This is a genomic window from Microbacterium sp. p3-SID336 (assembly GCF_025143365.1).
Classification (GTDB): Bacteria; Actinomycetota; Actinomycetes; order Actinomycetales; family Microbacteriaceae; genus Microbacterium.
Window position 1 is genome coordinate 1 of the sequence record NZ_JALXPE010000066.1, and the last position, 21,437, is coordinate 21,437.

A 21,437-nucleotide genomic window follows, 5' to 3' on the forward strand; every position below is an offset into this window, starting at 1 on the left:
CCCCCCCGGCGGCCCGGGCTTCGTCGTGTGTGCCGTGGTCAGAAGATCATGCCGACGACCTCGCCGAGGAGGTCGAGCCCGCGCAGCTGCGCGAGCAGCACGACGACGGCGTACGCGATGATGGTGGCGAGCGGCACCCAGGGCATCAGCCGTTCGGCGCGCGCCTGGGTGGCTTCGTTGCTCGTGAACGTGCCGTTGCGGGTGAGATGGAGCATGGTCGCGAAGAACGTCGGGATCGTCACCGACCACGTGAGCATGCACCACGGGCAGAGGACGCCGAGGTTGGGGGCGTACAGGCTCTGCCAGATGAGCCAGCAGGCGAACGCGAATGCGAACGTCACGCCCGCGCCGAACGTGAGCCAGAACCAGCGCGGGAAGCGGGCGCCGGCCAGCAGTGCGACACCCACGAACAGCGGTGCGCCCCACAGAGTCAGGCCGATGATGGGGTTCGGGAAGCCGAGCAGCTCGCCCTGCCACGAGCCGAGGTTCTTGCCGCACTGGATCATCACGCTGACGTTGCAGCTGAGGGCCGCGTCCGGGTTCTCCAGCTGGATGAGCTTGTCGAGGGTGAGCTGGAAGGCGGCGAACCAGCCGATGACGCTGGCGATGATCAGCCAGACGGCGTAGACGACGGGGCGGGTGCGCTGCTCGCTCATACTCAGGAGTATCCCAGCTTCGGCTATGGATGGGTCGAGAAAGGTTCGGGGAAAACGCGCTGGCGAGGAGGATGCCGCGAACCGAGCCATGTGGTGCGATAATGACCTGTGATGCGATGAACGGCCCCCGCCGCGACACGCATCGACGCAGACTTCGGGGCCCATGCCCCACGCGACCAGAGCCCAGAGCCGGTCGCACGCCGATTGAGTTCGCGGAACCCGCGGGTACCGCATGAGATTTCACGGAGCACCCCGGTGCCCGTGCAGGGAGTACGCCAGAGATGGCCGATGAGAACAATGACAACAACACCCCCGCTCTCGACCTGCCGGCTGACGCCGCGGAGCAGCTGACCGCGCAGGCGCCCGCCGCTGCGGAGCCCGCAGCCGCGGAGCCCGAGGACGCTGCTCCCGCGGAGGACGCTGCTCCCGCGGAGGACGCCGCTGCCGCGGGGGAGGCTGCTCCCGCCGAGGACGCTATTCCCGCCGAGGCCGCGGAGCCCGAGGACGCTGCTCCCGCCGAGGACGCTGCTCCCGCCGAGGATGCTGTTTCCGCGAAGGATGGTGCTCCCGCCGAGGACGCTGCTCCCGCCGAGGACGCCGCTGCTGCGGAAGACGCCGCTGCTCCCGCCGAGGACGCCGCTGCCGCCGAGGACGCCGCTGCTCCTGCCGAGGATGCTCCTGCCGCCGAGGACGCCGCTGCTGCGGAAGAGGCCGCTGCTCCTGCCGAGGATGCTCCTGCCGAGGACGCTTCCCCGGCCGGGGAGACCGTCTCCGCGGTCGACGCGCCGGCAGAGCCGGAGGCCCCGGCGGCCGTGACCGCCGTGTCGCTGGGTCTGCTGCCCGAGGTGTTCGTGTCGCAGGTCTCGACCCAGCTCCACTTCTACGCGCCCGAGATCGTTCCGCTGCCCGCGCGCCCCGGTCGTGACGACCGGTCTTCCGAGCGCGAGCAGGAGGAGTCCGGCTCCGGCCGTCGCGGCCGCCGCCGCCGCGGCGGATCCGACGGCGACGAGCAGCGCGACGAGCCGCGCCAGCGTCAGCGGGTCGTGGAGTACATCACCGAGCCGAAGGCCATCAAGGGCTCGACGCGTCTCGAGGCCAAGAAGCAGCGCCGCCGCGACGGTCGTGACGCCGGCCGCCGGCGCCCCGTCGTGACCGAGGCCGAGTTCCTCGCCCGTCGCGAGTCCGTCGACCGCAAGATGGTCGTCCGCTCGAAGAACGGCCGCACCCAGATCGGCGTGCTCGAAGACGGCGTGCTGGTGGAGCACTACGTCGCCCGCAACCAGGACGCGTCGCTGATCGGCAACGTGTACCTCGGCCGCGTGCAGAACGTGCTGCCGAGCATGGAGGCGGCCTTCGTCGACATCGGCCGCGGCCGCAACGCCGTGCTGTACTCCGGCGAGGTGGACTGGGACGGCGTCGAGACGGGCAACCAGCCGCGCCGCATCGAGCTCGCCCTCAAGCCGGGGGACCGGGTGCTCGTCCAGGTGACCAAGGACCCGGTGGGCCACAAGGGTGCCCGCCTCACCAGCCAGATCTCGCTGCCCGGTCGCTACCTCGTGTACGTGCCAGGCGGCTCGATGAACGGGATCAGCCGCAAGCTTCCGGACAACGAGCGCGCTCGCCTCAAGCGCATCCTCAAGGAGGTGCTGCCGGAGTCGTCCGGCGTCATCGTGCGCACGGCGGCCGAGGGCGCCACCGAGGAGCAGCTGACCAGGGACGTGCAGCGCCTCACCTCGCAGTGGGAGCACATCCAGAAGCAGGTCGAGAGCCAGCAGGCGCCTGCACTCCTGCACGCGGAGCCGGACCTCCTCGTGAAGATCGTCCGCGACGTCTTCAACGAGGACTTCACGAAGATGCTCATCCAGGGTGAGGACGCGCAGCGCACCATCCGCGCCTACCTCGAGAGCGTCGCGCCGGACCTGCTGGAGCGAGTGGAGACGTATGAGGACGAGGTCGACCCGTTCGACGCGTTCCGCATCACCGAGCAGATCGAGAAGGCACTGGACCGCAAGGTGTGGCTGCCGTCCGGTGGCTCGCTCGTGATCGACCGCACCGAGGCGATGACGGTCGTCGACGTCAACACGGGCAAGTTCGTCGGCTCCGGCGGCAACCTCGAGGAGACCGTCACCAAGAACAACCTGGAGGCGGCGGAGGAGATCGTCCGCCAGCTGCGCCTGCGCGACATCGGTGGCATCATCGTCGTCGACTTCATCGACATGGTGCTCGAGTCGAACCGCGACCTCGTGCTGCGCCGCCTGATCGAGTGCCTGAGCCGCGACCGCACGAAGCACCAGGTGGCCGAGGTCACCTCGCTCGGGCTCGTGCAGATGACGCGGAAGAAGCTCGGCCTCGGCCTTCTGGAGACCTTCAGCGAGGCGTGCGAGGTGTGCGCCGGTCGCGGCGTCATCGTGCACCATGATCCGGTCGTGAAGCACCGCGCCAACGGCAACGGGGGCGGCGGGAACAACGGCCGCCGTCAGCGCGGCGGAGGCAATGGCGGCGGAAACGGCAACGGCGGCGGAAACGGCAACGGCAACGGCCAGGCGGCTCCCGCCGCGGCGGTGACGCACAGCATCACCGAGGGCGCGAAGTCCGCACTGGCGCAGATCGCCGCGTCGACCATCGCGCCGTCGGCGGAGGCCGCCACCGGTGCAGCTCCGGTCGACACGGCCCCTGCAGCCGCCCCGGAGCGCCCGAAGAAGAGCCGCAAGAAGCGCGGCTCCGATCGCAAGGGCCCCAAGAGCCCTGCCGAGGAGCTGCTCGACTCGGTGCTCGACGCACTCCCGGAGCCGAAGGCGCCCGGTCAGGGCCGCGGACGCCGTCGGGTGACCACGGCGGCGCTCTCCGGCACCCCGGTGTCGGTGGGAACCGAATCGTCAGCGCAGCCGGTCGCGTCCGCGGACCCGGAGGCCTGAGGCGATCAGGCGCCGCACCAGCTCCTTGCCGTGCACGTGCTGGGCGCCGCCGGCGACGAGCCGGGGGATCGCATCCTCCGGCACGTCGTAATGGTCGAGGTCGAACGCGCGCGCCGGGATGCCGTGCGCCCTGGCGAAGGCGTGCAGCTCGTCGAGGTTGTCGTCGCTGACCAGGTGCGCCCACAGGCGTCCGTGCGCGGGCCAGAGCGGGTCGTCGACGAGTACGGTCACCCCGTCAGCCTACGACCGGCCGCGCAGTCCGGCTCACTTTGCGAGGTGCTCCGCCATCCGGTAAAGTAGTCCCTTGGTGCGCATGCCGCGTCGTCCTCGACGGCCGAAGCGGAGAGTCTTGCATTCGCGCCCGTCGTACCAGCGACGCATGCAAGCAACAGTCTTCCCGTGAGATTCTCGGAGCCGCGTGCTCCCCAACGAAACAGGTATGAAGTGGTTTACGCAGTAGTGCGCGCCGGTGGCCGGCAGGAGAAGGTCGAGGTCGGCACCATCGTTCAGCTCGACCGTGTTCAGGCTGCCCAGGGCGAGAAGATCGAGCTGCCCGCCGTGCTGCTCGTCGACGGCTCCACGGTGACCACCGACGCCGACGCGCTGGCGAAGGTCACGGTGACGGCCGAGGTCGTCGGCAACCTCCGCGGCCCGAAGATCGTCATCCAGAAGTACAAGAACAAGACCGGCTACAAGAAGCGCCAGGGCCACCGTCAGGAGCTCACGCGCGTCAAGATCACCGGCATCAAGTAAGACCGAGGAGACACAGGACATGGCACACAAAAAGGGCGCAAGCTCCACCCGCAACGGTCGTGACTCCAACGCTCAGCGACTCGGCGTGAAGCGCTTCGGCGGCCAGCAGGTCCTCGCCGGCGAGATCATCGTCCGCCAGCGCGGCACGCACTTCCACCCCGGCGTGAACGTCGGCCGTGGTGGCGACGACACGCTGTTCGCTCTGGCCGCCGGTGCGGTCGAGTTCGGCGCGAAGGGCGGCCGCAAGGTCGTCAACATCGTCGCTGCTGCTGAGTGATCACAGCACCACGCTAGACATCCGGTTCGGGGCGGGCTTCGGCTCGCCCCGTCCGTGTATCTGCCCTCAGGCATCCCCCAACCGAAGGACTCGCACATGGTCACGTTCGTCGACACCGTCACGCTGCACCTCCGTGCAGGCAAGGGCGGCAACGGCTGCGTCTCCGTGCACCGCGAGAAGTTCAAGCCGCTCGGGGGGCCCGACGGCGGCAACGGGGGAGACGGCGGCGACATCGTGCTCGTGGCCGACCCGCAGACGGGCACGCTGCTGTCCTACCACCACTCGCCGCACCGCTCCTCCGGCAATGGCGGCCCCGGCATGGGTGACCACCGCTCGGGCTTCGACGGGCAGTCCCTCGAGCTCCCCGTCCCGGTCGGGACCGTCGTGAAGACGCCGAGCGGCGAGGTCCTGATCGACATGATCGAGCCGGGGGAGCGCTTCGTCGTCGCCGCGGGCGGCCAGGGCGGGCTGGGCAATGCGGCTCTCGCGACGCCCAAGCGCAAGGCCCCCGGCTTCGCCCTGCTCGGCACGCCCGGGTACGAGGGCGACATCGTCCTCGAGCTGAAGACCGTGGCCGACATCGCCCTGGTCGGCTACCCGTCCGCGGGCAAGTCGAGCCTGATCGGCGCGATCTCCGCCGCACGCCCCAAGATCGCCGATTACCCGTTCACGACGCTGCACCCCAACCTCGGGGTGGTGCAGGTGGAGGACTTCCGCTTCACCGTGGCCGACGTGCCCGGGCTGATCGAGGGTGCGAGCGAGGGCAAGGGCCTGGGTCTGGAGTTCCTGCGCCACGTGGAGCGCTGCTCGGCGCTGCTGCATGTGCTCGACTGCGCCACGCTCGAACCGGGCCGCGACCCGATCTCCGACCTCGACGTGATCCTCGCCGAGCTTGCCGCCTATGAGGTGCCGGAGGGGCAGACGCCGCTCCTGGAGCGCCCGCAGCTCGTCGCGCTGAACAAGGTCGACGTCCCGGAGGCGCGCGACCTCGCCGAGCTCGTCCGCCCCGACCTGGAGGCGCGCGGGTTCCGCGTGTTCGAGATCTCGACCGTGTCGCACGAGGGCCTGCGTCCGCTGACGTTCGCGCTCGGCGAGCTCGTCGAGAAGCACCGTGCCGAGAACGCCGCGGCCGAGAAGCCGCGCGAGCGCGTCGTCATCCGCCCCAAGGGGTCGACCAAGGACTTCTCGATCCGCGTCGAGGGCGGCACGTACGGCAACGTCTACCGGATCCTGGGCGAGAAGCCCGTGCGCTGGGTGCAGCAGACCGATTTCCAGAACGAGGAGGCGGTGGGCTACCTCGCCGACCGCCTGGAGAAGCTGGGCGTCGAGGACGAGCTGTTCCGACTCGGCGCCGTGCAGGGGTCGACGGTGGTGATCGGCGAGGGCGACAGCATCGTCTTCGACTGGGAGCCCACCATGAGCTCCGCCGCCGAGCTGATGACCGCGCCGCGCGGCACCGACCCGCGTCTGGCGCCGAACGCCCGTCGCACGACCTCGGAGCGCCGCGAGCAGTACTACGAGCGGATGGACGCCAAGGCGCAGGCGCGCGCGGAGCTGGAGGCCGAGCGGCTCGCCACCCGCCGCGAGGGCGACGAGTGACCGCACGCACGCGCGCCGATCTCGCGACGGCCGCGCGCATCGTCGTCAAGGTCGGCTCCTCGTCGATCAGCGGCGAGTCCTTTTGGCGCATCCCCGTGATCGTCGAGGCGCTGGCGGCGGCGCACGCCCGCGGCGCCGAGGTGGTGCTGGTGTCCTCGGGCGCGATCGCCTCCGGCATCCCGTTCCTCCGGCTCGATGCGCGTCCGACCGATCTCGCCACGCAGCAGGCCGCGGCGGCCGTCGGCCAGAACATCCTCGTGTACCGCTACCAGGAGGCGCTGCGCCCGTTCGACATCGTCGCCGGTCAGGTCCTGCTGACGACGGGCGACCTGGAGAACCCGACCTCGCGCTCCAATGCCCGCCGTGCCATGGAGCGGCTGCTGGGCCTTCGCACCCTGCCGATCGTGAACGAGAACGACACGGTCGCCACCCAGGAGATCCGCTTCGGCGACAACGACCGCCTCGGCGCCCTCGTCGCACAGCTGATCGAGGCGGATGCGCTGGTGCTCCTGAGCGACATCGAGTCCCTCTACACGAAGCCGCCGTCGGACCCGGGCGCCGAGCCCATCGATGTCGTGGCGCCCGACGCGGACCTCTCGGGGCTCGAGTTCGGGGCGACCGTCGTGAACAGCGTCGGCACGGGAGGTGCGGCGACGAAGGTCTCGGCTGCGCGACTCGCTGCGGCGTCGGGGATCGGGGTGCTGGTGACCAGTGCCGATCTCGTGGATCAGGCCCTCGCCGGGGCCGACATCGGGACCTGGTTCGAGCCCGCCACCTCCTAGACTGGGCGGATGACCGACCAGACCCCCCAGGCGCGCCTGGAGCGCGCGAAGGAGGCCTCTCGCGCCACCGCCGCCCTCACCAGCGACGACAAGGCCCGCGCCCTGGAAGCGATCGCCGCCGCACTGGAGAAGGATGCTCCGCGCATCATCGAGGCGAACGCCCGGGACATCGCTCGCGGCAGGGAGGACGGGATCGGCGATGCGCTGATCGACCGCCTGCGGCTCGACGAGAAGCGCGTGGCAGCTCTCGCCGCCGCGGTGCGTCAGGTCGCTGCGCTGCCCGATCCGGTGGGGCGCGTCGTCGGCGGTCACCGCATGCCGAACGGCGTATCGCTGGAGCAGGTGCGCGTGCCGTTCGGCGTGGTCGGCGCGATCTACGAGGCGCGCCCGAACGTCACGGTGGACATCGCCGCCCTCGCACTGCGGTCCGGCAATGCCGTCGTGTTGCGCGGGGGGAGCGCCGCCCGCGACTCCAACACCGTGCTCGTCGACGTCATGCGTGCTGCACTGTCCGCCGTCGGAATCACCCCGGAAGCAGTGCAGACCGTCGACGATTTCGGCCGTGAGGGCGCGAAGGCCCTCATGCACGGGCGGGGGTTCATCGATGTGCTGGTCCCGCGCGGGAGTGCCGGGCTGATCGAGACCGTGGTCACCGAGTCGACCGTTCCGGTGATCGAGACGGGCGCGGGCAACGTGCACATCCTGCTCGACGAGAGCGCGCCGGACGACTGGGCGCGCGACATCGTCGTGAACGCCAAGGTGCAGCGGCCCAGCGTGTGCAACGCGGTCGAGACCGTGCTGGTGCACCGGCAGGCCGCGCCGCGACTCATCCCGCTCGTCGCCAGCGCTCTCATGAGCGAGGGCGTGGCGATCCACGGCGACGACATCGTGGCCGGTCTCGTCGCCAACGTCATCCCGGCGACGGAGGAGGACTGGGCGACGGAGTACCTGAGCCTCGACGTCGCCATGAAAGTGGTCGACACCCTCGATGACGCGCTCGCCCACATCCGTCGCTACAGCACGGGGCACACCGAGGCGATCGTCACGACCGACGCGCGCAGCGCCGAGCGCTTCCTCGCCGAGGTGGACTCGGCCGTCGTGATGGCGAATGCGTCCACCCGGTTCACCGATGGCGCCGAGTTCGGTTTCGGCGCGGAGGTGGGCATCTCCACGCAGAAGCTGCACACGCGCGGCCCGATGGGGCTGTCCGAGCTGACGAGCACGAAGTGGCTCGCGCGTGGGGCGGGTCAGACGCGCGCCTGAGGGCTAGACTGGGGAACGCTGCATCCCCGCAACCCGAGACAGCACGCCACGAAACGGAGTACGGATGAACCTCGTCGCACAGATCGCGATGGCCGCCGCAGAGACCGAGCACCACGGCAACGTCGCGCTCGACACCCTGATCTTCGGAGTCATCGCGGCGATCGTGTTCGCCGCTCTCGGGTTCGTGACGCTGTCGTACAAGAACGTGGCGAACCGTCACTCGGCCAAGGCGGAGGCATGGGCCGCGAAGCACGGCAAGGACGGCCACGAGGCGGGGCACGGCCACTAGGCCCTCATGAGCACTGCGACCACGCGCGCACCGCGCATCGGCGTGATGGGCGGCACGTTCGACCCGATCCATCACGGCCATCTGGTCGCGGCCAGCGAGGTCGCGCACTCGTTCGACCTCGACGAGGTGGTCTTCGTCCCGACCGGACGACCCTGGCAGAAGGCCGATGTCACCCCCAGTGAGCACCGCTACCTGATGACGGTCATCGCGACGGCCTCGAACCCGCGGTTCACGGTCAGCCGGGTGGACATCGACCGGGAGGGGCTCACCTACACGATCGACACGCTGCGCGATCTGAAGGCCCAGCGGCCGGACGCGGAGCTGTTCTTCATCAGCGGCGCCGACGCCGTGGCGCAAATTCTCAGTTGGAGAGACCATGATGAACTGTGGGAACTGGCCCACTTCGTCGCGGTCTCGCGCCCCGGACACGTTCTGAGCATCGACGGCCTCCCGAGCGACGACGTCAGCCAGCTCGAGGTGCCGGCGCTGTCGATCTCGTCGACGGACTGCCGCGAACGCGTCCGCGACGATCAACCGGTCTGGTACCTCGTCCCCGACGGAGTCGTCCAGTACATCGCGAAGCATCATCTGTATCGGAGCAAGGCATGAGCACATCGGATCAGCGAGGTCCGCTGACGCGGAAGCAGCTGCGTGAGATCCGGTTGACGGGATCCACCCCGGTCATCAGCGAGGAGGAGGCCGCTGCGGCGGCCGAGGCCACCCCGCCTGCTCCTCCCGCACAGTCGCTGCCGCGCGCCGCCGAGCCCGCAGCCGTCCCGCCCGCTCCCGTGGCCGACAGCGCGGTCGATCTGGGCGTCGCCCCGCTGACCCGCCGCCAGGCGCGTGAGCAGGAGAAGATCAAGACGGCTTCGGTGCCGGTGATCGGCGGACAGGATGACCCGCAGGAGGAAACGACAGAACCCGCCGCTCCGGCGCAGCCCGATTCCGCCGAGCCCGAGTCGCCCGCTCCCGCACCCGTCGAGGCACCCGCGCAGGACGAGATCGTCTCCGGCGTCCCTGACTTCTCTCGCACGGACAGCGCGGCCGACGATGACGAGGACGTGGACGACGAGGTCGCGATCGAGCCGGTCGCGGCTGCCGGGGCTGTGGAAGCCGTCGGCGCCGTGCCGCTCACCGAGGTGGAGCGTCCGAGCGAGTCCGCCGGGGACGATGACGTCGCGACGGTCCTCGGCATCCCCGAGCCTGAGCGCACCGACGAGGACGTGCTGGCCGATCCCGAGCTCGCCGACGATGATCCCGTCGCCGAGGGGGAGCGGCCCACCGTGAGCCCCGCCTTCGGCAAGGGCGTGCTCGCCGACGAGCCGCAGAAGCCCTCGGCCTTCCGTCCGTCCTTCGACGAACTGCTCACGTCCAACGACTCCGGCGGCTCCCACCGCTCGCCGAACGCGCTGATCTTCACGCCGTCGCCCGGCGAGGGTTCGCTGTCGGGGCCCGTCGCCTCGACCGGGGAGATCCTCGTCACGGGGTCGTACGAGCTGCCCAAGGGCATCGGCTCGCAGGGCCACGCCCACGGCACGGCGGACGGCAAGGACGTCGACGCCGTCCTCATCGACGGGGAGCTGCCTCCGGCGTCCTCGCCGACCCCCATCGCTGCCAGCTCCGCTGTCAGCACCATCAAGCCCGCCGGCGAGGTGATCCGTCCGCCGGCGCCCGAGAAGGGCAACCGGCTGATGATGATCCTCGCGATCGTCGCCGGGGGTCTCGCACTCGCACTGGGTGTGGCCCTGGTCGTCGCCTTCTCCACGAATGTCTTCTGATGCAATCACCTGAAACCGCCGAAGAGATGCTCCGCATCGCCGCCGAAGCCGCTGTCGCGAAGGGCGGAGAGGATCTCGTCGCGCTCAACGTCTCCGAGCCGCTGCCGCTCGTCGACATCTTCCTTCTCGTCACGGGGAACAGCGAGCGCAACGTCGCCGCGATCGCCGATGAGATCGAGGACCGCCTGGTCGAGTCCGGCCACAAGCGCGTGCGCCGTGAGGGCCGAGCGGAGGCCCGCTGGGTCCTGCTCGACTTCGGCGACCTGATCGTGCACGTCTTCCACCAGGAGGAGCGCGTGTACTACGGGCTGGAGCGCCTCTGGAAGGACTGCCCCGTCATCCCGCTCGAGGTCGCCGAGACCTCCGCCGACCCGCGCTGACGTGTCGACGCATCTGCTGACCGGCGCCGGTTCCGGGATCGGTGCCGTGCTGGCACGGCGGCTCCTGGATCGCGGCGATGAGGTCGTCGCCCTCGCGCGGGACGCCGGCAGGGCGCGGCAGCTCGCCGAGCAGCTGCCGGGAGCCACCACCGTCGTGGGGGATCTGGCGCAGCCCGGCCGACTCTCCTGGGCGCTGTCGAAGCAGAGCCTTCCCGAGCGCATCGACTCCGTGGTGCATGCGGCCGGCGTCGTCGATCTCGGCACGGTGGGCGAACTCACCCCGGCGCTCTGGGAGCAGCAGCTCGCTGTGAACCTCGTCGCTCCGGCGGAGCTCACCCGGCTGCTGCTGCCGGTGCTGCGCGTCTCCCGAGGGCACGTGGTGTTCGTGAACTCCGGGGCGGGACTGCGGGCGAACGCCGGCTGGTCGGCGTATGCGGCGTCGAAGCACGGACTGCGGGCCCTGGCCGATGCCCTCCGGCTGGAGGAGGCGGAGCACGGCGTGCGCGTGACCTCGATCTATCCCGGGCGGACGGCCACGCCGATGCAGGAGCGCGTGCACCGCCAGGAGGGGCAGGACTACGACCCCTCGCGGTTCATCACGCCCGAGGCGGTGGCGAGCACGATCCTCACGGCGCTGGACCTGCCGCGCGACGCGCACCTCACCGATCTCACGGTGCGCCCGGCGGGCTGAGGGTCAGGCGCTCAGCCGCGTGCGGCGCTGGAGCATGCCGCGCTCGGCGCGGGTCTGCGGCGGGATGGCCGACAGCAGCGCCTGGGTGTACGGGTGCGAGGGGTGGCGGTAGACCTCTTCCGTGTCGCCCACCTCGACCATGTCGCCGAGGTACATGACCGCGACGCGGTCGGCGATGTGCCGCACGAGGGACAGGTCGTGCGCGATGAAGACGATCGACATGCCCAGGCGCTCGCGGAGCTCGCAGAGCAGGTCGATGATCTGCGCCCTGATCGAGACGTCGAGTGCCGACACCGGCTCGTCGCAGACCAGCACGTCGGGGTCGAGCGCGAGCGCTCTGGCGATGCCGATGCGCTGTCGCTGACCTCCCGAGAACTGGTGCGGGAAGCGCGAGGCCATGTCGGCGTCGAGGCCGACGAGCCGCAGCAGCTCCGCCACCCGCTCCCGACGACTCGCCGGGGTGCCGGTGCGCGTCGCCGCGAGCGGCTCCGCGATGAGCTGCTGCACCGTCATACGCGGGTTCAGCGACGTGTACGGGTCCTGGAAGACCATCTGCACTCCGCGGCGGAGGATCTTCCGGTCGCGCAGGCGCCCGCGAGTCACGTCCTGGTCGCGGTAGCGCAGGGTGCCCGCGTCGGGGGTGTCCAGGCCCACCAGCATGCGGGCGAGCGTCGACTTCCCGCTCCCGGACTCGCCGACGATGGCGAGGATCTCCCCGCTGCGCAGCGCGAGATCGACGCCGCCGACGGCCCGGACGCGGTGGGCGCGTCGCCCGCTGCCGGAGCGGAAGGTGCGCTCCAGCCCCCGCCCTTCGAGGATGGGTGCGGAGCCGTCGTCGTCCGCGGCGGCGCTCACGTCCTGGGGCATGGAGTCGAGCAGCTGCAGCGTGTATGGATGCTGGGGCGCCGTGAGCACCTCGTCCGCCGGCCCGGCCTCCACGATGCGACCGGTGCGCATCACGGCCACCTGGTCGGCCACCTCCATCACGACGCCGAGGTCGTGCGTGATGAGCAGGATGCCCATCCCGAGCCGGTCGCGCAGCGACAGCAGCAGGTCGAGGATCTGCGCCTGGACGGTCACATCGAGGGCGGTGGTCGGCTCGTCGGCGATGATCAGGTCGGGGTCGAGCGCGATCGCCATGGCGATGAGGATGCGCTGGCGCTGTCCGCCGGAGAACTGGTGCGGGTAGTCGCGGACGCGCCGTTCGGGCTGGGGGATGCCGACGAGGGTGAGCAGTTCGACCGCGCGCGCCTCGGCCGCACGCCGGCCGATGCTGCGGTGGGCCCGGAGCAGGTCGGTGATCTGGTCGCCGATGCTGAGGACGGGGTTCAGGGCGGAGAGCGCGTCCTGCATGACCAGGCTCACCCGCACGCCGCGCAGCCGCCGGTGCTGCTCGGGCGTGAGCGTGAGCAGATCGGTGCCGCCGAGGGCGAGCCGCTCTGCCTCCACCTCGCCGTTGTCGATCAGGCCCATGATGGCTCTGGCGGTCATCGACTTTCCCGAGCCGGACTCGCCGAGCAGCGCGAACACCTCGCCGCGGCGGACCGTCAGGTCGATCGCATCGACGACGCGGTTCGGGCCTCGGGCGCCGTCGAGGGTGACGCTGAGGCCGCGGACGTCCAGGACGACGGTGTCCTCGGGGGCGGGTGTGTTCTCCATGGATGACATCATGCCAGCATTCTGGCGCTGAATTGTTTCGAACAGGAAACATCTCAGCCGAAAATCATCACAACAGTTGACTTTCGTGCCGGAATCGTCGAGATTCGAGGAAATCTCCCGTTCGACGAGCGGGAGGACAGCCCGCATCGACCCGAAGGAGCGCATCCGTGCTCGAACCAGCAGACCGCTACACCGGCTATACCGCGTACGACTACCTCGAAGCAGGCAAGGACTACCGCGAATTCCGCTACGCCAAGCAGATCGGGCGCGTGCCCGCCTACGACCTCGGCCTCAGCGACGCGCAGAAGGAGCGCACCGAGCGCCTGCTGCGCGAGGAGACGGTGATCTCCCTCCACGAGCACGTCCAGGTCTTCCCCGAGGACATGGGCGAGCTCCGCGACCACATCCGCCAGGGCCGCGAACCCACCGGCTACCAGGGCCTCGCCCGTTCCGGTCTGACCGCCGTGTTCGACAACGGGATGGACGGCACCTGCTGCATCTCGAGCGACGCCGGGTGGAAGTACCAGGACGTGCTGTTCGACCTGGGCGTGCGCATGGCCGACCTCGCGCACCAGGACTTCGTGATCAAGGCCGAGTCGATCAAGGACATCCGCTACGCCGCGGAGACCGGTCGCGTGGCCCACATCTTCGCGCTCGAGGCCGCCACGATGATCGAGAACGAGGTCGACCGCCTCGACGTGCTGTACGGCTTCGGCGTGCGCCAGATGGGCATCGCGTACTCCGAGGCGAACATGCTCGGCGGCGGCCTGAAGGAGCGCGGCGACGGCGGGCTCACGTACTTCGGCGAGCGCGCCGTGGAGCGCATGAACAAGCTCGGGATCGCCATCGACATCTCCCACTCGGGAGACCAGACGTGTCTCGACGTGATCGCCCACTCCACCAAGCCGGTGTTCATCACGCACGCGGGCGCCCGGGGCCTGTGGCCGACCAACCGCATGAAGACGGACGAGACCATCATCGAATGCGCCAAGCGCGGCGGAGTGATCGGCATCGAGGCCGCGCCCCACACGACGATCTCGCCGCAGCACCCGAAGCACTCGCTGGAGTCGGTCATGGACCACTTCCAGTACTGCGTCGACCTGGTCGGCCTGGAGCACGTGAGCTTCGGACCCGACACCCTGTTCGGCGACCACGTGGGCCTGCACGACGCGTTCTCCTCGAACCTGTCGCTCGGCCAGGCGCACGCCAACGTCGACTACGAGAAGCAGCCGTACGTCGACGGCATCGAGAACCCCGCCGAGGCCTTCTACAACATCATCGGCTGGCTCGTGAAGCACGACTACTCCGACGACGAGATCCGCGCGGTCGTCGGCGGCAACACCATGCGCGTCCTCGAGGAGGTCTGGGTCTGATGAAGCACAACACGTTCCTCGCAGTCGGCGCGGCCGCGGTCCTCGCGGTCGGTCTCGCCGCGTGCGCGCCGACGGCGCCGGAGCCGGGGGAGTCCTCCGGCACCTCCGGGCCGAGCGATGAGACGCTCAGCATCGGTACGACGACCGACGTCGTCAACTTCAACCCCGTCCTGGGCAACAGCCGCACGGACTCCTGGGTCACGAACCTGATGTACCCGCACCTGCTGAGCATCAGCGACGACGGCACCAAGGAGGCCCACGTCGCCACCGAGTGGGGCTACGTCGACGACACGACCGGGTTCTACGAGATCCGCGACGACCTCACCTGGAGCGACGGCGAGCCGCTCACGGCCGAAGACGTCGCGTGGACCCTGAACGCGGTGAAGCGCGATCAGGCGCCCGGCACGTTCTACGGGCAGCTCGGCAACCTCGACACCGCGACCGCCGTGTCGGAGACCCGGGTCGAGCTGACGCTCACGCAGCCCGACTCGTCGATCATCGACGAGATCGGCTTCTGGGGCGTCGTCGTGCCGCAGCACGTGTTCGAGCCGAAGGGCTCGATCGCGGAGTTCGCGAACGACGGCAGCGACGGCGGCTGGGTGGGCATGGGCCCGTTCATCATGACCGACTTCCAGGTCGGGCAGCACTACACGCTCGAACGCGTCGAGGACTACCCGCTGGTCGACGGCGGCGTGCCCGGCCCTGCCGAGGTCGTGTACCGCGTGTACCCGGACGTGAACACCGAGATCCTGGCGCTGCAGAGCGGCGAGATCGACGTGATCGCGAACGCGCTCCCGCCCGCGCAGGTCGAGCAGCTGAAGAACACCGACGGTCTGCAGGTCATCGAGGCGGCCGGCCTCGGCTACGCGCACCTCGTGTACAACATGGAGAAGCCGGACCTCGCGAACGTGCTGGTGCGCCAGGCGCTCGCGCATGCCGTGGACTACGAGGCCATCCGCACGGTCGTGCTGCAGGGGCAGGCGGTCTCCACCGGCTCCAGCGCGCTCATGCCTGTCCTCGCGAAGTACTACGACGACTCCGTCACCGAGTACGAGTTCGACCCGGAGAAGTCGCGCGAGCTCATGGAGGAGGCCGGCTATACGGCGAACGCCGACGGCACCTTCCCGGTCTCGTTCCGCCTCATCTACTCACTCCAGGACAGCGTGACGAGCCAGTGGGCGCAGATGGTGAAGGACAGCGCGGCCGAGGCCGGCATCACGATCGAGCTGCAGGGCACCGAGCGCAACACCTACCTGTCCATGACGAACGAGGGCGACTACGACATCTATGCCGGCAACTTCGCCATCATGGATGACCCGGTGACGAACTTCGCCCTGTCGTACCTCCCGGGCGGAGCGATCAACTACACCCACGTCGACGACCCCGAGCTCAACGCGCTGATCGAGGAGGGCATGGTCACGTTCGACGAGGACGACAAGATCGAGATCATGCGTGAGGCGAACAAGATCGTGCACGAGCAGGTCTACGACAACATCATGTACACGCAGAACCTGTTCTTCGCCGCGAGCGACGACTGGGCCGGCTTCATCTCCAAGCCGAGCGAACTGCTCTCGATCGTGAACCCGCTCTCGCTCGCGAGCGCGCACCCGGTCGAGTAACAACCCCCCCACTCTCGAGGAAGGTCGCCCGGGTGTCCCGAGCATCGTTCATTCTCCGTCGCGCAGGGCGCGGTCTGCTCACGATCTGGTTCGCCGTGACCGTGACGTTCCTGCTCCTGCGTCTGCTTCCCGGCGACCCCGCCCTTGCGCTGGCGAGTCCGAACATGACGGAGGACATCCGGGCGACCATCCTCGAGCAGTACGGCCTCGATCAGCCCCTGATCGTGCAGTACGGGCTGTACATGTGGCAGCTGCTGCAGGGCAACCTCGGCATCTCGTTCACGCAGTCGATCCCGGTGACGGATGTGCTGCTGCAGCGGCTGCCGTGGACTCTGCTGCTGACCATCACCGCCCTCGTGCTCACGATCCTTATCGGCGTCCCGCTCGGGGTGGCCGCCGCCTCGCACAAGGGGCGCTTCATCGACAGGGCCGTGCAGGTGCTCGGGGTGACGGGGCAGTCGCTGTTCGTGCCGAGCGTGGCGATCCTGCTGCTGTTCGTGTTCGGGCTCAACCTCGGCTGGTTCCCCATCGGCGGCGCCTACACGAACAACACGTACGGCATGGACTGGTACCTCAGCGTCGCCAGACACCTCGTGCTCCCCGCCGTCTCGCTCATGCTCATCCAGGTCGGCTCGTACGTGCTGACCATGCGCTCCACCCTGATCGAGACGCTCGGCGAGGACTACATCCTGCTCGCCAAGGCCAACGGTATCCGCGGCCGGCGCATCCTCTGGAAGCACGCGCTGCGCAACGCGCTGCTGCCCACCACGACCCTGATCGGCCTGCAGCTGGGCTTCCTCGTCGGCGGTGCGGTGCTCACCGAGACCGTCTTCGCGTACCCCGGCATCGGCCGCGGCATCTACGAGGCCGTCACCCAGCTCGACTTCCCGGTGCTGCAGGGCGCGTTCCTCATGCTCGCCATCACCGTGGTCGTCGCGAACACGGTCACCGACATCATCTACGGCTACCTCGACCCGAGAGTGAAGACCGCATGACCGCTCCGCTGCCCTCCACCGAGACCCTCGCGCCGAGCGAGCCCACCGCCGCGGGAAGCGAGCGCGCCAGCGCGCACACGTGGCGTGCGTTCCGCCGAGACCCGCTCGGCATGATCTCCCTCGGGCTGCTCATCCTCCTCGTGATCGTGGCCCTGGCCGCCCCTCTCATCGCCCCGTATCCGGCGAGCTACGGTCCCGACGTGCTGCGACCGCCGAGCGGGGACCACTGGTTCGGCACCGACGCGCTCGGGCGCGACGTGTTCTCCGAGGTGATCTGGGGCACACAGCAGAGCGTGCTCGTCGCCGTCGCCGCCTCGGTGATCGCGATCGTGTTCGGCACGATCATCGCGGTCGTCGGCGCGTACTTCCGCAAGCTCGACAGCATCATCAGCGTGATCGTCGACATGACGCTGTCGCTGCCCGTGCTGCCGCTCATGATCCTGATCGCAGCCCTCGTCGGCCCCAGCACCTCGACCATCATCTTCGTGGTCGCGGCCTTCTCCTGGCCCGAGGTCACGCGTCTCGTGCGCTCCCAGGCCCTCACGGTCGTCGGTCTGCCCTACGTCGACGCGTCCCGCCTCATGACGACCTCACCCCTGTGGATCATCACCCGGCACGTGCTGCCGGCGGTGACGCCCGTGGTCGTGGTGTCGGTCGTGGTGACGGCGTCGCGCGCGGTGCTGTCGGCCGCGGGGCTGGCGTTCCTCGGACTGGGCGACCCGACCACGTGGTCGTGGGGGCGCATCCTGTACGAGGCGCAGCAGGCGGGCGCCATGGTGAGCGCGTGGTGGCTGACGCTGTTCCCCTCCATCGCGATCCTGATCCTGGTGCTGTCGGCCACCCTCCTGTCCATCGCCTACAACGATGCGCGCAACCCGCGCCACCTGTCCCGCTAGGAGCACTGCATGACCGTCTTCGACCAGCGCCTCACGCCCGCGTTCTTCGACACCGTGCAGCAGCGCGTGCGGGAGCGGATGGTGGAGGAGGGCTTCGACGCCGTTCTCACCGACCACCCGGAGGACATCGCGTACCTCACCGGGTTCTTCCACCACCCGTCCGAGCGACCCGTCGCCATCTGGCTCGACGCTGCGGGGCGCACCGTCATGCTGCTTCCGGAGCTGGAGCGCGAGTACGCGCAGTCGCAGTCCGCACGCGCCGAGCTCGTGGCGTTCTTCGAGTACCCGGGCGTCGTGCCGCCGTTCCAGGCGCTCGCGGACGCGGTGTCGCCACGCGGCCGGGTGGCGTTCGCGACCACGATGCCGTACCAGCGTCTGGCCGCCGCGCGGGCCGCGATGCCGGACGCCGAGCTGATCCCGTCCGACCTCCTCCTGCGCACGCGCTACGTGAAGTTCCCGGAGGAGGTGGCGCTGCACCGCGAGGCCGCCCGCATCACCGATCTCATGCTGGAGGCGGGTGTCGCGCTGGTGCGGGACGCGGTCGCTGCGGGCGGTGAGCTGCCCACGGAGACCGAGCTGGAGCGTCACGTGACCGCGGCCGGGACCCGCATCATGTATGCCGAGCACCGCAACGTCGTGGTGGCCTCGCTGCTCGCGGGCGGCCTGGTGTATTCGGGGGCGAACTCCGCGTTCCCGCACGGGCTGCCCTCCGTCAATCGCCTCCGCCCCGGCGACACGTTCATGCTGTCGCTCGGGTGCGCCGTGGGCGGCCGATTCATCGAGGGCGAGCGCACGTTCGTGCTCGGGGAGCCCACCGCGGATCAGCGCCGGTACCACGACACGATCCGCGCGGCGCAGCAGGTCGGGCGGGAGACGATCCGCGCCGGGCTGGAGTGCCGCGAGGCGAACCGGCTGTGCCTCGACGTGATCCGCGAGGCCGGACTGGGGGAGTACATCCGCCACCGGCAGGGCCACGGCATCGGCCTCGGAATGCACGAGGCGCCGTGGCTGGAGGACGGCGACCCGACTCTGCTGGAGGCGGGCATGGTCGTCTCCAACGAACCGGGCATCTACGTCCCCGGGCATGCGGGCTACCGCATCAGCGACAGCATGCTCGTCACCGACACCGGTGCCGAACCCCTCACCACCTACCCGCGCAGCCTCGACGACTGCACCATCGCGCTCTGACGCCCCGCTCGAGAAAGAGGACGACATGACATCCACCCCCGAGGTCTCCCCGGAGTTCGCCGCCGCGACCAGCGACCACCAGTGGGTCGAGATCAACGGCAACCACCTGGCCGTCGAGGTGCTCGGCCCGGAGGATGCTCCGGTCATCATCACCCACCACGGTGCACCGGGTCTCGGATCGCGGGCGGAACCACGGGCCAGCTTCGGACGCCTCGCCGACGAGTACCGCGTGGTGGTGTTCGACGCCAGGGGAAGCGGCCAGAGCGAGGGGAACGGCACCTACAGCCACGAGCAGTGGGCGGCGGACATCGACGGGCTGCGCGAGTGGATCGGCGCGGAGCGGATCGTGATGGCGGGCGGCTCGTACGGCGGCTTCATGACCATGGAGTACGCGCTGCGCTATCCCGACCGGGTGGCGGCGCTGGTGCTGCGTGACACCTCACCGGACAACTCCAACGCGCACCTCGCGCGGGAGAACGCGCTCGCCTCCGACCGCGTGGACATCGACATGGAGAAGTTCGACCGCATCGACCTCGGCCAGGTGCGCGACGACGAGGACCTCAAGGACTGCTGGCGCGAGATCCTTCCCCTGTACGACTTCGTGTACGACCCCGAGGCCGTGGAGCGGAAGGTCCAGGCGACGCCCTACCGCTATCGCGCGCACAACTACGCCTTCTCGGTGAACCTGCCGAACTACGACCTGAAGCCACGGCTTCCCGAGATCTCGGTGCCGACACTCATCACGGTGGGCCGGACCGACTGGATCACGCCAGTATCGTGTAGCCAGACGATCGCCGATCTCATCCCCGACTCGGAGATGGTGGTGTTCGAGAAGTCGGGGCACTCCCCGCAGATCGAGGAGGCAGAGGCGTGGACGCAGACGGTGCGCACCTTCCTGCACCGGGTGTACCCGCCGACCCGATGAGCAGTGTTCCTCTGACAAGGGAAGTCAGCGATCTCGACAGGAGGATCGTCGTCGCGCTGCAGCAGGACGGGCGGGCGAGCTGGACCTCCATCGCGGAGTTCGCCGGCGCGTCGGTCTCCACCGTGACCAGGCGCGGGCAGCAGCTGCTCGCGGAGGGCGTCGTGCGCGTCGGGATCGTGCCGACGCTCGGCAGCGAAGGGCACGTGGAGACGTTCTTCGTGCGCATCAACTGCACCCCCGGCTCGCAGCTCGGCGTCGCGCAGGCGCTGATCGGCTCGCCGTATGTGCGCTTCGTGACTCTCGTGACCGGCAAGTTCGACGTGTTCGCCGAGGTCGTGATCCCCGGTGACTCGGCGAACTATGCGCACGTGCTCACCGATCTGCAGGCCATTCCCGGGGTGGAGCGCTGGCGCAGCGACCTCGTCGTGCACACGTACAAGGTGAGCTTCGACTGGGGGCGGCAGCTGTACGACTCGCACGCCGAAGCCGCGAGCGACCCCGCGGCGTACATGCCGGCACCGAACACGTGCGACCCCACCCACTTCGACGACGCCGACCGCGCGATCGTGGAGGAGCTGCGGCACAACGGCCGGGCGTCGTTCCAGTCGATCGCCGATGCCCTCGACATGAACGAGAGCAGCGTGCGCCGCCGCTACGAGCGCATGCGCAATGCGGGATGCCTGACCACGGTCACGATGGTCCCGGCCTCCGCGCTGGGCATGAGCGCCGAGACGCTGCTGATGCTGCGGGTCGAGCCGTCACGCCTCGCCTCGGTCGCGCAGACCCTTGCTCAGCATGTGTCGGTGCGGTTCCTTGCCGCGGCCCTGGAGGAGAACTCGCTGTACTGCGAGATCATCCTGCCCAGCACCGAGACACTGCACGACTTCCTCACCGGCACCATCGCGCACCTCAAGGGCGTGCGCGGGTGGAACGCCGCCATGGAGCTCGTGTTCATGAAGCGCGGGTTCATCGAGACGCCGTGGTGGCGGGCGCAGGTGGCCTCGGCGGGGGCGATCGACGCCTGATCCTGCACCTCCGCGCGCCGGTGTCAAGGGCCTTCCCTGGGTGGCTGCGGTGCCGCACTCTCTTTCTAAGAGAGTCCTGGAGGGCCGAGCGATGTCTGACGTTCCTGATCCCCGATTCGTGCTTCACCGCATCACGCCGTCCGAGTGGGTGATCAACGATCTGAAGTATCCGGCGAACGACCCGCGACACGTCGTGGCGTGCGTGTACGAGCTGGCAGCCACGGAGGTGGAGGTGACGTGGCTGCGCGATCTCCCCCTGGCGATCCGCTACGGCACCGCCTTCGAGGTGCTCGAGGAGGTCGAGCGCATGCAGGTGAACAGCCGGGCCACCCGACCGATCTCCATCCCGCACCGTCCGCCGCTGCTCGCCACCT

Annotated in this window: 22 protein-coding genes; 19 read left to right on the forward strand and 3 right to left on the reverse strand. The window is 69.5% G+C overall.

Translation table 11 applies throughout. The features are described 5' to 3' along the window. Window positions 1-38 precede the first annotated feature (38 nt). On the reverse strand, window positions 39-656 hold the full coding sequence (locus tag M3C17_RS16125; protein ID WP_259978954.1) for a vitamin K epoxide reductase family protein: 618 nt from the start codon (window positions 654-656) through the stop codon (window positions 39-41). 281 nt (window positions 657-937) lie between these two features. On the opposite strand from M3C17_RS16125, the gene M3C17_RS16130 reads away from it, so the two are divergent. After that, on the forward strand, window positions 938-3,571 hold the full coding sequence (locus M3C17_RS16130; RefSeq protein ID WP_259978955.1) for an Rne/Rng family ribonuclease: 2,634 nt from the start codon (window positions 938-940) through the stop codon (window positions 3,569-3,571). On the opposite strand, the gene M3C17_RS16135 is transcribed toward M3C17_RS16130, so the two are convergent. Then, on the reverse strand, window positions 3,533-3,802 hold the full coding sequence (locus M3C17_RS16135; protein WP_259978956.1) for a DUF4031 domain-containing protein: 270 nt from the start codon (window positions 3,800-3,802) through the stop codon (window positions 3,533-3,535). The two genes, M3C17_RS16130 and M3C17_RS16135, sit on opposite strands and share 39 nt — an antisense overlap. A gap of 213 nt (window positions 3,803-4,015) precedes the next feature. Here M3C17_RS16135 and rplU point away from each other — a divergent pair, with 213 nt between their 5' ends. The 10 genes from rplU to M3C17_RS16185 all read left to right on the forward strand — a co-directional run bounded on the left by rplU (window position 4,016) and on the right by M3C17_RS16185 (window position 11,383). Beyond that, a complete protein-coding gene (gene rplU / locus M3C17_RS16140) occupies window positions 4,016-4,324 on the forward strand; it encodes a 50S ribosomal protein L21 (protein ID WP_259978957.1) in 309 nt (102 codons plus the stop codon). Between the two features lie 19 nt (window positions 4,325-4,343). Continuing rightward, the gene (gene rpmA / locus M3C17_RS16145) at window positions 4,344-4,601 is read left to right on the forward strand and encodes a 50S ribosomal protein L27 (protein ID WP_017202370.1); all 258 of its coding nucleotides are present in this window, start codon (window positions 4,344-4,346) and stop codon (window positions 4,599-4,601) included. 96 nt (window positions 4,602-4,697) lie between these two features. Continuing rightward, complete coding sequence (gene obgE, locus M3C17_RS16150; protein ID WP_259978958.1) at window positions 4,698-6,200, forward strand: GTPase ObgE; 1,503 nt, start codon at window positions 4,698-4,700, stop codon at window positions 6,198-6,200. Beyond that, the gene (proB, locus tag M3C17_RS16155) at window positions 6,197-6,982 is read left to right on the forward strand and encodes a glutamate 5-kinase (RefSeq protein ID WP_259978959.1); all 786 of its coding nucleotides are present in this window, start codon (window positions 6,197-6,199) and stop codon (window positions 6,980-6,982) included. Before obgE ends, proB begins: the two co-directional genes overlap by 4 nt. A gap of 9 nt (window positions 6,983-6,991) precedes the next feature. Next, window positions 6,992-8,245 (forward strand): glutamate-5-semialdehyde dehydrogenase, encoded by a 1,254-nt coding sequence (locus M3C17_RS16160; protein ID WP_259978960.1) that lies wholly within the window; start codon window positions 6,992-6,994, stop codon window positions 8,243-8,245. Between the two features lie 64 nt (window positions 8,246-8,309). After that, window positions 8,310-8,534, forward strand: a complete 225-nt coding sequence (locus M3C17_RS16165) for a hypothetical protein (protein WP_136030670.1) — start codon at window positions 8,310-8,312, stop codon at window positions 8,532-8,534. Between the two features lie 6 nt (window positions 8,535-8,540). After that, complete coding sequence (gene nadD, locus M3C17_RS16170; RefSeq protein ID WP_259978961.1) at window positions 8,541-9,143, forward strand: nicotinate-nucleotide adenylyltransferase; 603 nt, start codon at window positions 8,541-8,543, stop codon at window positions 9,141-9,143. Beyond that, on the forward strand, window positions 9,140-10,312 hold the full coding sequence (locus tag M3C17_RS16175) for a hypothetical protein (protein ID WP_259978962.1): 1,173 nt from the start codon (window positions 9,140-9,142) through the stop codon (window positions 10,310-10,312). Before nadD ends, M3C17_RS16175 begins: the two co-directional genes overlap by 4 nt. After that, complete coding sequence (gene rsfS, locus M3C17_RS16180) at window positions 10,312-10,692, forward strand: ribosome silencing factor (protein WP_210677724.1); 381 nt, start codon at window positions 10,312-10,314, stop codon at window positions 10,690-10,692. The genes M3C17_RS16175 and rsfS overlap by 1 nt, the downstream gene beginning before the upstream one ends. 1 nt (window position 10,693) lies before the next feature. Then, window positions 10,694-11,383 carry an SDR family oxidoreductase gene (locus tag M3C17_RS16185; RefSeq protein WP_259978964.1) on the forward strand — a complete coding sequence of 230 codons (690 nt, stop codon included), beginning with the start codon at window positions 10,694-10,696 and terminating at the stop codon, window positions 11,381-11,383. A 3-nt stretch (window positions 11,384-11,386) separates the two neighbouring features. On the opposite strand, the gene M3C17_RS16190 is transcribed toward M3C17_RS16185, so the two are convergent. Then, window positions 11,387-13,054, reverse strand: a complete 1,668-nt coding sequence (locus M3C17_RS16190; protein ID WP_259978965.1) for an ABC transporter ATP-binding protein — start codon at window positions 13,052-13,054, stop codon at window positions 11,387-11,389. Between the two features lie 155 nt (window positions 13,055-13,209). On the opposite strand from M3C17_RS16190, the gene M3C17_RS16195 reads away from it, so the two are divergent. The 8 genes from M3C17_RS16195 to M3C17_RS16230 form a co-directional block, all read left to right on the forward strand. Then, complete coding sequence (locus M3C17_RS16195; RefSeq protein ID WP_259978966.1) at window positions 13,210-14,415, forward strand: dipeptidase; 1,206 nt, start codon at window positions 13,210-13,212, stop codon at window positions 14,413-14,415. Next, window positions 14,415-16,034: an ABC transporter substrate-binding protein gene (locus M3C17_RS16200; RefSeq protein WP_259978968.1), complete on the forward strand. Its 1,620-nt coding sequence runs from the start codon at window positions 14,415-14,417 to the stop codon at window positions 16,032-16,034. Before M3C17_RS16195 ends, M3C17_RS16200 begins: the two co-directional genes overlap by 1 nt. 32 nt (window positions 16,035-16,066) lie before the next feature. Beyond that, on the forward strand, window positions 16,067-17,029 hold the full coding sequence (locus M3C17_RS16205) for an ABC transporter permease (protein ID WP_259978969.1): 963 nt from the start codon (window positions 16,067-16,069) through the stop codon (window positions 17,027-17,029). Continuing rightward, window positions 17,026-17,925 (forward strand): ABC transporter permease, encoded by a 900-nt coding sequence (locus tag M3C17_RS16210; RefSeq protein ID WP_259978970.1) that lies wholly within the window; start codon window positions 17,026-17,028, stop codon window positions 17,923-17,925. The genes M3C17_RS16205 and M3C17_RS16210 overlap by 4 nt, the downstream gene beginning before the upstream one ends. Before the next feature lie 9 nt (window positions 17,926-17,934). Beyond that, entirely contained in the window at window positions 17,935-19,113 is a 1,179-nt protein-coding gene (locus M3C17_RS16215) for a Xaa-Pro peptidase family protein (protein ID WP_259978971.1), read from the forward strand. A 25-nt stretch (window positions 19,114-19,138) separates the two neighbouring features. Then, window positions 19,139-20,038, forward strand: a complete 900-nt coding sequence (locus M3C17_RS16220) for an alpha/beta fold hydrolase (RefSeq protein WP_259978972.1) — start codon at window positions 19,139-19,141, stop codon at window positions 20,036-20,038. Further along, on the forward strand, window positions 20,035-21,063 hold the full coding sequence (locus M3C17_RS16225; protein WP_259978973.1) for an Lrp/AsnC family transcriptional regulator: 1,029 nt from the start codon (window positions 20,035-20,037) through the stop codon (window positions 21,061-21,063). The genes M3C17_RS16220 and M3C17_RS16225 overlap by 4 nt, the downstream gene beginning before the upstream one ends. Before the next feature lie 91 nt (window positions 21,064-21,154). Then, a partial coding sequence (locus M3C17_RS16230) for a hypothetical protein (protein WP_259978975.1) occupies window positions 21,155-21,437 on the forward strand: 283 nt, incomplete at its 3' end.

Excerpts from the sequence above, each read along its gene's own strand:
- M3C17_RS16125 (WP_259978954.1), bottom strand. The coding sequence starts at position 656 with ATGAGCGAGCAGCGCACCCGCCCCGTCGTCTACGCCGTCTGGCTGATC.
- M3C17_RS16130 (WP_259978955.1), top strand. The coding sequence starts at position 938 with ATGGCCGATGAGAACAATGACAACAACACCCCCGCTCTCGACCTGCCG.
- rpmA (WP_017202370.1), top strand. The coding sequence starts at position 4,344 with ATGGCACACAAAAAGGGCGCAAGCTCCACCCGCAACGGTCGTGACTCC.
- obgE (WP_259978958.1), top strand. The coding sequence starts at position 4,698 with ATGGTCACGTTCGTCGACACCGTCACGCTGCACCTCCGTGCAGGCAAG.
- M3C17_RS16160 (WP_259978960.1), top strand. The coding sequence starts at position 6,992 with ATGACCGACCAGACCCCCCAGGCGCGCCTGGAGCGCGCGAAGGAGGCC.
- M3C17_RS16165 (WP_136030670.1), top strand. The coding sequence starts at position 8,310 with ATGAACCTCGTCGCACAGATCGCGATGGCCGCCGCAGAGACCGAGCAC.
- nadD (WP_259978961.1), top strand. The coding sequence starts at position 8,541 with ATGAGCACTGCGACCACGCGCGCACCGCGCATCGGCGTGATGGGCGGC.
- M3C17_RS16175 (WP_259978962.1), top strand. The coding sequence starts at position 9,140 with ATGAGCACATCGGATCAGCGAGGTCCGCTGACGCGGAAGCAGCTGCGT.
- rsfS (WP_210677724.1), top strand. The coding sequence starts at position 10,312 with ATGCAATCACCTGAAACCGCCGAAGAGATGCTCCGCATCGCCGCCGAA.
- M3C17_RS16190 (WP_259978965.1), bottom strand. The coding sequence starts at position 13,054 with ATGATGTCATCCATGGAGAACACACCCGCCCCCGAGGACACCGTCGTC.
- M3C17_RS16200 (WP_259978968.1), top strand. The coding sequence starts at position 14,415 with ATGAAGCACAACACGTTCCTCGCAGTCGGCGCGGCCGCGGTCCTCGCG.
- M3C17_RS16210 (WP_259978970.1), top strand. The coding sequence starts at position 17,026 with ATGACCGCTCCGCTGCCCTCCACCGAGACCCTCGCGCCGAGCGAGCCC.
- M3C17_RS16215 (WP_259978971.1), top strand. The coding sequence starts at position 17,935 with ATGACCGTCTTCGACCAGCGCCTCACGCCCGCGTTCTTCGACACCGTG.
- M3C17_RS16220 (WP_259978972.1), top strand. The coding sequence starts at position 19,139 with ATGACATCCACCCCCGAGGTCTCCCCGGAGTTCGCCGCCGCGACCAGC.
- M3C17_RS16225 (WP_259978973.1), top strand. The coding sequence starts at position 20,035 with ATGAGCAGTGTTCCTCTGACAAGGGAAGTCAGCGATCTCGACAGGAGG.